We start from the raw sequence: 11,585 nt of genomic DNA on the forward strand, positions 1-11,585 counted from the left end.
TGACGTTTACGGCGTATAAAGCTCCACCGGGTGAGGATCAGGATTCTGCGGTAGCGGTCTTTCCTGGCCGAACTCGGGGCAGGGATCGGGGTCCAGCATCACCGCTCGGTCAATGATACTGCAGTGAAATTCGGCCAGGAAATGGTGCTGCCGGATGCCTCGATAGGCATAATCTGCCGGGGTCAGAGGGGTGGCCGACAGGCTGGGGGTGGCCCGTACGGCGGCGCTCTGGAAGGCGTAATGGTTGACAGCGTGGGCCGTCGGATCGCGGGGGTTGTCGTAGGAGATCACGGTCACCCAGCTGGTTTGTGGGTCCGGCTGGTCGGTGAGAATGATCAGGCGGCTGTGCCTGGCCGGCGGCAGGTTGTTGATGGCGGCGGCCCGATACCAGGGGGCACCGGTTTTCTTTGGATCCCGGGCGGTAAAGTTCACCTTAAAACTCACCGGATAAGGGGCGATGTACGGTTCCCCTTCTTCATTGAGGATGCCGTTGTTGTTGAAGTCGACATAGTTGAAAAGTTCGGGATCACTTATGATCTGCTCTGCGGCATAGAGTTTCTGGTCGATTACGACCTGGTCCGATGAGTTCCAGAAAACATGGTGGTCCGGCTCGCTCAAATCCTGCATGCCAACCGCCAGCACGCTCTCCCGCCCATGTTCCGCCGGGACCAGGAAGACCACCATGAGGGTCAGGTCACTGATGCCGACGGGAATCGGTTCGGCGGCGAAATCAAACAAAAATTCCTTGGTCTTGGTATGGCTTAAGCCGGTGACCAGGCCGCCTTCGGCAAAGGAATAAGAGTAATTGTCGGCGATATCCGTCACCGTCGGCGGGTAGGTGGACAAATCGGCCCGGTGGTTGTTAATCAGCCGGTAACGGGCCACGGCAAACAGTTCGCCGTCGATGGCGCCAAGGTTGGGAAGCTGGTGGTTGATCGTGGCGGTTATGGTCGCAAAAGCCTGCTGGCGACGCTCTTCGCCGTTTTCGTCCCGGTAGCGGTATGGCATGGCGGCGCCGTCGGTAATGGCATAAACAAACCGATCAGGCGCGCTGATGGTCAGTTCACCGTGTCCTTCTGCGGCGAGCAGGGCGGGCAGTTCGGCGGGCTGAACGGTAAGGGCCTGTCGGGCCAGGGCGGCGTCCGGCGGCGCCATTGCCGTAAGTAGAGGATGCTGCAGCCGCCCGCCCCAGGCTGAAGGGGGCAGTAGAAACAAGGGCAACAGTGCCAGCAGGCAGATCAATGTTCTGGGCATGATTTCACCTCGGTTGCAAATTTATCGGCGTCGCAAATCGTTTACATAATTACATAACGGCCGGCGCCGGACAAGCAGGGTTTCTTGTTTCTTGACATTGTCCTTGCTTCCAAGTATGTTTGCCCGTTTCCTGGCAGTGTATCCGCTGTGGGGTACTGCCGGTTTTAACTCCAGGAGTTGATGGCTTAAACCATGTTTGACACTCTTTCCCAGCGTCTGCAGGACGTTTTCAAGAATCTGCGCGGCCACGGTACCCTCACCGAAGAAAATATTCGGGAGGCCATGCGGGAGGTGCGCCTGGCCCTGCTGGAGGCCGATGTCAACTTCCGGGTGGTCAAGGATTTTATCGCCACGGTCACCGAGAAGGCGGTGGGACGTGAGGTGCTTAAAAGCCTGGCCCCGGGCCAGCAGGTAATCAAGATCGTCCACCAGGAACTGGTGGAACTGCTTGGCGGCAGCAGCGTTGACCTGGATCTGGGGGGGCGCAAGCCGGTGGTGATCATGATGGTCGGCCTGCAGGGTTCCGGCAAGACCACCACTTCGGGTAAGCTGGCCCGGCGTCTGAAGAGTGAGGGTAAAAAACCCTACCTGGTTCCCGCCGACGTTTACCGGCCCGCCGCCATTGATCAGTTGACGGTGCTGGCCGGGGAACTGGCCGTGCCGGTACATCCGTCCCGCTCCGATCAGGATCCGGTGGATATCTGCCGCCAGGCGGTGGCCAGAGCCGGTGAACAGGGTTGCGATATCCTGCTGGTTGATACCGCCGGCCGGCTCCATGTGGACCAGGAGCTGATGGATGAGCTGGGCCGGATCAAGACCGCGCTGCAGCCGGCCGAGATTCTCCTGGTCGCCGACGCCATGACCGGCCAGGACGCGGTGGCGGTGGCCGACAAGTTCCACCAGGATCTTTCTCTGACCGGGGTGGTGCTGACCAAGCTCGACGGTGATGCCCGCGGCGGGGCGGCTCTGTCCATCAAGAAGGCCACCGGCCGGCCCATCAAGTTCGTGGGTATGGGTGAGGGACTGGATGCCCTGGAGGTTTTTCATCCCGATCGGATGGCTTCCCGGATCCTGGGCAAGGGTGATGTCCTTTCCCTGATTGAAAAGGCCGAAGCCACCATCGACCAGGAGAAGGCCGAGGAGCTGAACCGTAAGCTCCGCCAGGACGGTTTCACCCTGGAGGATTTTCTTGATCAGATCAAGCAGGTTCGCAAAATGGGCAGCCTGGAACAGATCATGGGCATGATCCCCGGCATGGGGCGGCTCAAGCAGTTGCAGAACATGCCCAAGCCCGATGAGCGGGAGCTGACCAAGGTGGAGGCGGTGATTAACTCCATGACCAAGAAGGAAAGGAGCAACCACGCCATCATCAACGCCTCCCGCCGGGCCCGGATCGCTAAAGGCAGCGGTACCCAGGTGCAGGATGTCAACAAGGTGATCAAGAGTTACACCGAAATGCTTAAAATGATGAAGAAAATGCGTGGCAAGCCCGGCGGCTTGGGTGGTATGATGGGTGGGGCCAAAAAGAAACGCAAGCGGCCCAAAGGGCTGGCGCGCTAACCGCGCAACGGTGCGACAATAATCGGCAATCATTCAGTTTTGTTGAAGTTTGCACAACGAAATATAAAGGCTATAAAAAGCTTAAACGTTCAGCAGTAACAATCAAGTGGAGGAAACAACATGGCAGTGCGTATCCGTCTGACCCGCATGGGCAGGAAGAAGAAACCCTTTTACCGGATCGTAGTGGCGGATTCAGAAGCCAAGCGTGACGGTCGTTTTCTGGAAGTGATTGGCACCTACGATCCCATGCAGAAGCCGGCTGCCGTGCAGATTAAGCAGGACCGGGTAGAGGACTGGCTGTCCCGGGGGGCCAAACCCACTGATACCGTGCGCAGCCTGCTCAAGGGTGCCCAGGCCCAGCAGCCGGCCGCGGCCGCGGAATAAGCCGGCCATGCGGGAGTTGGTCGGTTTTGTCGCCCGGGCGCTGGTGGACAACCCCGAGGCGGTTACGGTCGACGAGACCGAGCAGGAAGAAACCCTGTTGCTGGAGTTGCGTGTTGCCCAGCCGGATTTGGGCAAGGTCATCGGTCGCCAGGGCCGCACGGCCCGGGCCATCCGGACCCTGCTGACGGCGGTGGCCGACCAGGAGCGCAAGGTCCGCCTGGAAATCGTGGAGTAAGCCTTGCGCATTGTTTTTACCGGCATCCAGCGGGGTGAACTGGTGGAAATCGGTCGGGTGGTCAAACCCCAAGGGATTAAGGGTGAGCTGAAGGTGCTGCCCTTTGCAGGCTTGCCTCTGGACTTTTCCGACCTGGACGAACTGTTTCTGCTGACTGCCGAGAGCGACGGCCCGCCCCGGGCTTATACTTTGCTGGCGGTCCGCGAGCAGGGCGGGGCTTTAATGATTCGCCTGGCCGGCGTGAACGATCGGGACCAGGCGGAAGCGTTGCGGGACCGAGTGGTGGCCCTGACCGCCGGGGAGCTGCCGGCCCTGGCGGCGGATGAAATTTACTGGCACCAGTTGGTGGGGCTGGCGGCTCACACCGAGGATGACCGCCTGGTCGGTCTGGTGACGGATTTTATGCTGACCGCCGCCCACCCTTTGCTGGTCATTGTCGACGAGCAGCAAAGGGAGTATCTGGTGCCGGCTCATCCGGAGTTTATGGCGGTCCGTTATGATGAAAGCGGTGAGCCGACCGGGTTGCTGCTGACGCCCCCCCCCGGCTTGTTGGAAGATGGCCGTGCGCTTTGATATTTTGACCATTTTCCCGGAGTTTTTTGACTCGCCACTGGCTTGTGGGATGTTGCGCCGGGCCATCCAGGACGGCCTGGTCAGAGTGGGGCGGCATGATATCCGGGAATTTACCGTCGATAAACATGCCATGACCGATGATCGCCCTTTCGGCGGTGGCGAAGGGATGGTGATGAAGCCTGAACCGCTGGCCGCGGCGGTGCACCACGTGCGCGGGGAGTCTGGCGCGGCGAAAGTGGTGTTGCTCAGCCCCCAGGGGCGGACTCTGAACCAGGAACTGGCCACCGAACTGGCCGGGGAAGAACAGTTGATTCTGGTCTGCGGCCGCTATGAAGGAGTGGATGAGCGTTTTCGGCTGGCCTATGTGGATTGCGAAGTGTCGGTGGGCGACTATATCCTCACTGGCGGTGAACCGGCGGCCCTGGCGTTGTTGGATTGTGTCGTGCGGCTGCTGCCCGGCGTGCTGGGCTGCGGTGATTCGGCGGCCAACGATACCTTCAGCCTGGGCAGTCGTGGCGGCCTGAAGTATCCCCAGTATACTCGGCCGCGCAATTTTGAAGGCATGGAGGTTCCCGAAGTGCTGCTTTCCGGGGACCACGCCACCATTGCCCGCTGGCGTTTGGTGGAAGCGGTACGCCGCACCCGGCAGCGGCGGCCGGATTTGTTGAAAGCCGCCGATTTTACCCCGGCTGAGCGCCGGCTGTTGGCTAAAGAAGGGATTGATCTGGCCTGAGCGCTTGTAAATGCGGTCCTGTTGAACGATTACGGGGGAAAAACGGTGGTCGAGACACAGCCGGGGGCGCTGCTGGATATTGCGCTGGTTCACTATCCGGTGTTCAACCGCCGCCGGGAGGTGATCGGCTCGGCGGTGACCAACCTGGATATCCATGATATCGCCAGAACCGCCAGGACATATGGGGTAAGAAGATATTATCTGGTTACCCCATATGATGACCAGCAGACCCTGGTGGCGGAACTGCTGGCCCACTGGCTGGAAGGGCGGGGCGGGCAGTTGAACCCGGCTCGCAAAGAGGCTTTGGAGCTGGTAAGGGTGGTGCCGGACCTGGCGGCCCTTTACGATCGGGTGCGGACAGCCCGCCAGCAACGTCCTTTGGTGTTGGCCACCAGCGCCAGGAAGCAGCCGCTGACCAAGGATTTTGGGGTGGTGCGGCAGGGGTTGGCCGGCGGGCAGCCGGCTTTGATTCTGCTGGGCACGGCCTGGGGGCTGGCCCCCGAGGCCTTGGCCGAGGTGGATGCTTTTCTGCCGCCCATTGAATTGGGTGGCGATTACAACCACCTGCCGGTGCGGGCGGCGGCGGCTATCATCCTCGACCGCCTGTTGGCCCGGTAAACGTCCAGCAGTGCCGCACCTTGCGGCACTGCTGGACGTTTACCTGAGTTGGTCCGGTTTTTTTGTATATGCCTGCCGGGGGGTGCTTTTAAAAAAATCTTTGCGCCACCTGCCAAGCAGGTTGGCCGTTGACGCGTGATTAAGCAGTTACTAATCGTGTCTGGTCGGCGTGCCGCTTATTACGGCGCCGATAAAAATAAATAGGTTGTTGTTTGGTGATATTAATATGTTAACCCTGGCCGCACCGGCGGTGTTTGTTTGGGGTTACAGTAACCGTAGCAAAAGGAAAAAGTAATGAACGCGATTGCCCAGATTGAACAGGAACAGCTGCGCCACGACCATCCGGACTTTCGGCCCGGTGATACCATCAAGGTCCACTTTCGGATCGTTGAGGGCACCAAGGAACGGGTTCAGGTTTTCCAGGGGGTGGTTATCCGCCGCCGCCGTGGCAACATCGGCGCCAGTGTCACCGTGCGCAAGGTGTCCCACGGGGTCGGAGTGGAGAAGACCTTTCCTCTGCATACCCCCCAAGTGGAGAAGGTCGAGGTGGTCAGCCACGGCCGGGTTCGTCGCTCGCGCCTCTATTATCTTCGCAACCTGCGCGGCAAGGCGGCCCGTATTCGCGAACGCGACATTCGCTGATTTCTCTGCATGGCGGCGCCACGAGTTCTTTGGTCCAGGGAGTCGGAGGAGATCGACTCTCTGGCCTTTGAGCGTTCCCTCAAGGCCCATGGGTACCGGCTGGTGGCCGGAACCGATGAAGCCGGGCGCGGCCCCCTGGCCGGTCCGGTGGTGGCCGCCTGTGTGGTGTTGCCGGAGGGTTGCCAGGCAAGCCGCTTCCGTGACTCCAAACAGCTTAAACCTGAATTGCGTTGTGAGCTGGCGGCGGAAATTGTTGCTCTTCCCGGGGTTTACTGGGGAGTCGGAGTGGTTGTCGCCGCTGACATTGATCGCTTGAATATTCTGCAGGCCTCGTTGCTGGCCATGCAACATGCGGTGGCTGATCTGGCCATCAGGCCCGACTTCCTGCTGATTGACGGAAAACACCAGCTTCCCCTGGCTCTGCCCCAGCAGGCCTTGGTCCAGGGGGACTCCCGCAGTGCTTCCATCGCCGCCGCCTCCATTATCGCCAAGGTTCGGCGGGACGAGATCATGGCCGAATACCATCTCCGCTATCCCCAGTACAACTTTCACCGGCATAAGGGCTACGGCACCGCCGATCACTTGCGTCTGCTGCGTCAGCACGGCCCCTGTCCCATTCACCGCCGGAGCTTTAAACCGGTGGGAAACTGCCTGCGGGGCGATCATGACTAAGCAGCGGCAAGGGCTTGGACGCCGGGGTGAAGCACTGGCCGCCGCCTATCTGGAAAAGGCTGGTTACCGGATTTTGGCCCGTAATTATCGGACCAAAGGGGCGGAGTTGGATATCATCGCCCGCCGACGCGAGGAACTGGTCTTTGTCGAGGTCAAGAGCCGCAACAACTCGGCCTTCGGCTCCCCTTTCGAGGCGGTCACCGCCGCCAAGCAGCGCAAGATCGCCCAGGCCGCCCAGGAGTACCTGGTGAGGGAAAAGCTTGCCGGCCAGGCGGCCCGCTTTGATGTGGTGGCGGTATCCTTCGTCGGCGGCAATCCGGAAATCGAACACCTGCCCAATGCTTTTGAACTCTGAATAACCGATTGCTATGACTTACAGCCCGCCATGAACAGCCCGCCACACCATGATCAACCTCAAAAACCTCTGCTGATCGGGATTACCATGGGTTGTCCCGCCGGGATCGGCCCGGAGATTATTCTGCGCCTGCACCTGGAACGGGAGCTGGCTCGGCCGGCCGTTGGGAGCGAGGTGACCGCCGAAACCGGATCGGGGCCGGAGACGGCAGTGGTGGTGCTGGGGGATCCGACGGTGCTGGCTCAATGTGCCCGACGGTTGGATCTGGCGGTGAAAATCAGCTCTTGGCAGCCGGGGCAGCCGCCCCGAGCGGGGGCGCTGAATGTGTTGCCGGTTTCCGCCCTTGATCCGGTGCCGCTGCCGGGCCGGCCCACGGTGGAGTCCGGCCGGGCCATGGGAGAATATATCACCAAGGCCGTCGCCCTGGTGCAAAGCGGTGAGCTGGCCGCCATGAGCACCTGTCCCATCGGCAAGGATATGCTCAACGCCGGCGGCTACCACTACCCGGGCCACACCGAAATGCTTGCCGCCTTGTGCAACTGCTCGGAATATGCCATGATGATGGCCGGCGCGCGGCTGCGGGTCAGCCTGGTCAGTATTCACCGCTCCCTGGCCCTGGTGCCGGAAGCGGTCTGTGAAGAGGCGGTGGTCCGACTGCTGCGACTGACTGCCCGTGCTCTGCAGCGTGATTTTGCCATTCCGCGGCCACGTCTGGCCGTGGCTGCCCTCAACCCTCATGCCGGAGAAGGAGGGATGTTTGGCGACGAGGAACGGCGGATCATCGTGCCGGCGATGACCAAGGCGGCGGCGTTGCTGGGCGACGGGGTGTCGCTTACCGGCCCCCGACCGCCGGACACGGTTTTTTATCAGGCCAGCCGTGGAGATTTTGACGCGGTGGTGGCCATGTACCATGATCAGGGTTTGATCCCGTTCAAGCTGCTGCACTTTCAGGATGGCGTCAATGTTACCATCGGTCTGCCCATTATCCGTACCTCGGTTGATCACGGTACCGCTTACGATATTGCCGGTCGCGGGGTGGCCGATCCTGCCAGCTTGCGGGCCGCTTGCCTCATGGCGGCTGAAATTGCGGCCAACAGATCTGCAAGATGCCGGGACCAGGCTTGATATCTGGGGGGGGTGATGATGAAAATAGACAGGCAACCCCGGCCGCCGGGTTACCCGGGAATCCTGATTGCCATTGAGGGGATTGACGGCACCGGCAAATCCACCCAGCAGCAACTGCTGGCCCGCCATCTGCGCGAACTGGGGCTGGCGGTGGTGGAAACTCGGGAGCCCACCGACGGCCCTTACGGCCGCCGCCTGCGCGATCTTTTCCTTAACCGCGCGTCCCTGTCGCCGGCAGAGGAACTGCGGCTTTTTGTCGAAGACCGGCGGCAGCATGTTGCCCGCCTGATCGTTCCGTCTCTGCAGGCCGGTAGGGTGGTGGTCACCGACCGTTATTATTACTCCACTGCTGCTTACCAGGGGGCCAACGGCCATGATCCGGCGGCGGTTATGGCTATGAACGAGAGTTTTGCCCCCCGCCCCGACCTGGTGCTGCTGCTGGAGGCGCCACCGGCCGTGGGGGTGAGTCGAGTGCGAGAAGGGCGGGGGGAGTGCCTCAACGATTTTGAACAGGAAGATTACCTGCGGCGGGTGGCCGCTATTTTTGCCGATTTTACCGGGCCTAACCTGGTGCGGATTGATGCGTCCGGGGAAGTGGCGAGGGTGCAGGGGGAGATCTGGCAGGCGGTGGAGGCGTTGTTGGTGAAGAGAAAAAAGATCACCGGGGAAAGTCATGGGCGTAACTAAAAGGTTATTGCTGGCTGCTTTACTGGCGGTGTTTTTACTGACCTTCGGCGGCTGTGCATCGCGAGCGGTGGCGCCGAAAGAACCGGCGCCGTCCCCGGCGCCCGCCACCGGCCCCCGTTACGCTGCGGAATTGGAGCCTTATGAAGAGGCGGTGGACCCGGCCTGCGCCTATTTTCAGTTTGCCTGGGGTAAAAGCGCCGAACTGGGCGGTCGTTTGGATGAGGCCCGTTATGCCTACCAGCAGGCGCTGTTGTGCGACCGGAAGGCGGTTTATGTGATGCGCCGGCTGGCATTGCTGCTGCTTCAGCAACAGGAGCGGGAAGAGGCCATTTACTGGGTGCGCCGGATTATTGCTATTGATCCGGCTGACCTTGCCGCCCGTTCTCTGCTGGCCAAACTTTACACCGCCCTTGACGATCCCGACCGAGCCGCTGTCGTCTACCGGGAGATCCTCTCGCTGGACCCTGGCAACGCCAACGCCATGCTGATGTTGGGGGTGATTTACGGCAGCAGTGATCGCCGTCAGGAGGCTCACGAGATTCTGGAGCAGTTGGTGACCCAGCGGCCGGATTATTTTCTGGGGCACTATTACCTGGCCCGGCTGTACCACGATCTGGGGCTGCTGGAGCAGGCGCTGGCCGCCTATGAACGGGCGCTGGCACTCAATTGGTCCGCCGCTCTGGCCCAGGAGTTGGCGGCGGTCTATCAGGCGGCCGGTCTTTACGAGGAGAGCCTGGCGCTTTATCGCCGGATGGTGGCGAAAGATCCTGCCGATGAGCGGGCTCGCTCCCTGTTGGCCGACCTTTACCTGCGACTGGAGCGGGTGGAGGAGGCCCTGGATGAACTGGCCGCCTTGCGTTCCTACAGCCGGGATGTGGATCGGGTCGACCTGACCATGGCCAGAATTTTGCTGGACGAACAGCGTTATGAGGAGGCGGTGAGCCTGCTCCGGGGAATCCTGGCCGATGAGCCGCGGTTGGATGCGGTCCGTTCGCTGCTGGTGCTGGCTTATTACCGGCTGGGTAAAATCGAGGCGGCCCGTAGCCTGCTGGAGGAAATTCGCCCCGGCGATTACGGTTACGAAGAGGCGGTACTGATGCTGGCCCGGATTTATCACGGCAGCGATCAGCCGGCCGCGGCCCAGGCGGCGCTGGAGCGAGCCATGGCCGACCCCGACCATCGTTATCTGAGCTTTTATGTCACCCTGGCCCTGTTGCATGTCGAATGGCATGATGCCGGGCAGGGACTGGCGGTTTTTCAGCGCGCCCTGAGCGAGCTGGGGCCGGAGCCGGAAGTCTATTTTGAATATGCCGTTTACCTTGACCGCATTGGGGATAAAGCGGGGGCCATGGCCAAAATGCAGCGGGTGATCGCCCTGGACCCCCATGATCCCCATGCCCTTAATTATGTGGGATATACATGGGCCGACCAGGGGGATAACCTGGAGCAGGCCCGGGAGTATATCGAGGAAGCGGTCCGGCTCAAACCCCAGAATGGTGCCATCCGGGACAGCCTGGGCTGGGTTTATTACCGCCTAGGTAAATACCACCGGGCTCTGGAAGAGCTTGAGCTGGCGGTACAACTGCTGGATGATGACCCGGTGATCCACGATCATCTGGGTGATGCCTATCGCCAGCTGGGGCATGTCGATGAGGCCCAGGCCGCCTACCGGCGGGCATTGGAACTGCTGGGCCCGGAAGGAGATCCGGAGCTACGGCACCTGATTGAAAGCAAGCTTGAAAAGCTGGTGGTAGACTGGGGCCGGTGATGTTGAGAGGTAAAAAGGTAAGTGATCACAGGGGCCACAAGGTAAGCGGTCACGTGGTGCCGCGATATGCGGTGCCCCGTGACCGCTTACACAAAAAAACTTTGTCATCCCTCAGGGCTGCCGGTGGCGGGTGCCGGCCGCGGTGGCGGCCGGCGCTGCTGTTATTTTTGTGTTGGTTGTTGTTGTCCGGTTGTGCCGCCCGGGTACCGATGGGGGAGGAGTTGACCGGAAGGGAGCGGCACGTGGTTGAAGAGCTGTTCCTGGCCGCCATGGAGAAGCACCGGCACCAGGCCCAATGCCTGGATGCTGAAGCTGAAATCAAATGGCGCAGCTGGCTGCGCTCCGGCGTGCTGCCCGGTTACCTCCAGGCCATGGCGCCCAACCGGATGAAATTCGTCGGCCTTGATCCCCTGGGCCGTCCGGTCCTGGCCCTGAGCACCGACGGTGAGAGTTTCCGGCTGATCCTGGTACCCCAGGCCGTTGTCTACCATGGGCCCACCACCGCCGAGGCCTTCAGCCGACACTTGCCCGAGGGGCTGGCGGCGGAAAGGCTGCCGGAATCCCTGTCCGCCTGGCTGCTTGGCGGCATGCCCCTGGAGCCGGAGATCGTGGCGGTGTACCGGGAACCGGCAGGGCGGGGCTATTGGTTGGAGGTGGCCGAGCCGCCCCGGGCGCGCCTGCTTTTTGAACCGCTTCCTGATCCGGTAGGCGCTGGTGTGGTGCGCCGGATTCAGCTTTTCGAGCCGGACCAGCGGCGTCCCACGGAGATCATTTATGATGACTACCGCCCGGTGCCCGGCGATACTGATGGCCCCGGCTGGTTGTTGCCCCACCGGATTGAACTGGATTCCCGCCGTCACCAGGGACTGAGCCTTAGCGTGGTGCTGTCCGATCTGCTGGCCGATTGTGCCCTGGGTTATGAGGATTTTCAACTGCCGATGCCGGCCGGATACACCCTGGAAACGGTGGAGTAGTGAAA

At 61.3% G+C, this 11,585-nt stretch carries 14 protein-coding genes; 13 read left to right on the forward strand and 1 reads right to left on the reverse strand.

What is annotated here, in order from left to right; all coding sequences use genetic code 11:
* Window positions 1-6: 6 nt before the first annotated feature.
* Complete coding sequence (locus P0N66_RS06880; RefSeq protein WP_275803672.1) at window positions 7-1,254, reverse strand: hypothetical protein; 1,248 nt, start codon at window positions 1,252-1,254, stop codon at window positions 7-9.
* A gap of 192 nt (window positions 1,255-1,446) precedes the next feature.
* On the opposite strand from P0N66_RS06880, the gene ffh reads away from it, so the two are divergent.
* From ffh to P0N66_RS06945, 13 genes are all read left to right on the forward strand, one after another.
* Complete coding sequence (ffh, locus tag P0N66_RS06885) at window positions 1,447-2,814, forward strand: signal recognition particle protein (protein WP_275803674.1); 1,368 nt, start codon at window positions 1,447-1,449, stop codon at window positions 2,812-2,814.
* 120 nt (window positions 2,815-2,934) lie between these two features.
* Complete coding sequence (gene rpsP / locus P0N66_RS06890; protein WP_275803676.1) at window positions 2,935-3,198, forward strand: 30S ribosomal protein S16; 264 nt, start codon at window positions 2,935-2,937, stop codon at window positions 3,196-3,198.
* Window positions 3,199-3,205: 7 nt separating this feature from the next.
* Entirely contained in the window at window positions 3,206-3,433 is a 228-nt protein-coding gene (locus P0N66_RS06895; RefSeq protein ID WP_275803678.1) for a KH domain-containing protein, read from the forward strand.
* 3 nt (window positions 3,434-3,436) lie between these two features.
* Complete coding sequence (gene rimM, locus P0N66_RS06900) at window positions 3,437-4,006, forward strand: ribosome maturation factor RimM (RefSeq protein WP_275803680.1); 570 nt, start codon at window positions 3,437-3,439, stop codon at window positions 4,004-4,006.
* Window positions 3,996-4,739 carry a tRNA (guanosine(37)-N1)-methyltransferase TrmD gene (gene trmD / locus P0N66_RS06905; protein WP_275803682.1) on the forward strand — a complete coding sequence of 248 codons (744 nt, stop codon included), beginning with the start codon at window positions 3,996-3,998 and terminating at the stop codon, window positions 4,737-4,739. Before rimM ends, trmD begins: the two co-directional genes overlap by 11 nt.
* A 45-nt stretch (window positions 4,740-4,784) precedes the next feature.
* The gene (locus tag P0N66_RS06910) at window positions 4,785-5,357 is read left to right on the forward strand and encodes an RNA methyltransferase (protein ID WP_275803684.1); all 573 of its coding nucleotides are present in this window, start codon (window positions 4,785-4,787) and stop codon (window positions 5,355-5,357) included.
* Between the two features lie 294 nt (window positions 5,358-5,651).
* Window positions 5,652-5,999, forward strand: a complete 348-nt coding sequence (gene rplS, locus P0N66_RS06915; RefSeq protein ID WP_275803687.1) for a 50S ribosomal protein L19 — start codon at window positions 5,652-5,654, stop codon at window positions 5,997-5,999.
* Between the two features lie 9 nt (window positions 6,000-6,008).
* On the forward strand, window positions 6,009-6,671 hold the full coding sequence (gene rnhB, locus P0N66_RS06920) for a ribonuclease HII (protein WP_275803689.1): 663 nt from the start codon (window positions 6,009-6,011) through the stop codon (window positions 6,669-6,671).
* A complete protein-coding gene (locus tag P0N66_RS06925) occupies window positions 6,664-7,026 on the forward strand; it encodes a YraN family protein (RefSeq protein ID WP_275803691.1) in 363 nt (120 codons plus the stop codon). The genes rnhB and P0N66_RS06925 overlap by 8 nt, the downstream gene beginning before the upstream one ends.
* A gap of 30 nt (window positions 7,027-7,056) precedes the next feature.
* Window positions 7,057-8,151, forward strand: a complete 1,095-nt coding sequence (gene pdxA, locus P0N66_RS06930; protein WP_275803693.1) for a 4-hydroxythreonine-4-phosphate dehydrogenase PdxA — start codon at window positions 7,057-7,059, stop codon at window positions 8,149-8,151.
* A 15-nt stretch (window positions 8,152-8,166) separates the two neighbouring features.
* Entirely contained in the window at window positions 8,167-8,838 is a 672-nt protein-coding gene (gene tmk, locus P0N66_RS06935; RefSeq protein ID WP_275803695.1) for a dTMP kinase, read from the forward strand.
* Window positions 8,825-10,606: a tetratricopeptide repeat protein gene (locus P0N66_RS06940; RefSeq protein ID WP_275803697.1), complete on the forward strand. Its 1,782-nt coding sequence runs from the start codon at window positions 8,825-8,827 to the stop codon at window positions 10,604-10,606. The genes tmk and P0N66_RS06940 overlap by 14 nt, the downstream gene beginning before the upstream one ends.
* 242 nt (window positions 10,607-10,848) lie before the next feature.
* A complete protein-coding gene (locus P0N66_RS06945; RefSeq protein WP_275803699.1) occupies window positions 10,849-11,580 on the forward strand; it encodes a hypothetical protein in 732 nt (243 codons plus the stop codon).
* Window positions 11,581-11,585: the final 5 nt, after the last annotated feature.

The sequence above is a fragment of the Desulfurivibrio dismutans genome (assembly GCF_029210385.1).
Classification (GTDB): Bacteria; Desulfobacterota; Desulfobulbia; order Desulfobulbales; family Desulfurivibrionaceae; genus Desulfurivibrio; species Desulfurivibrio dismutans.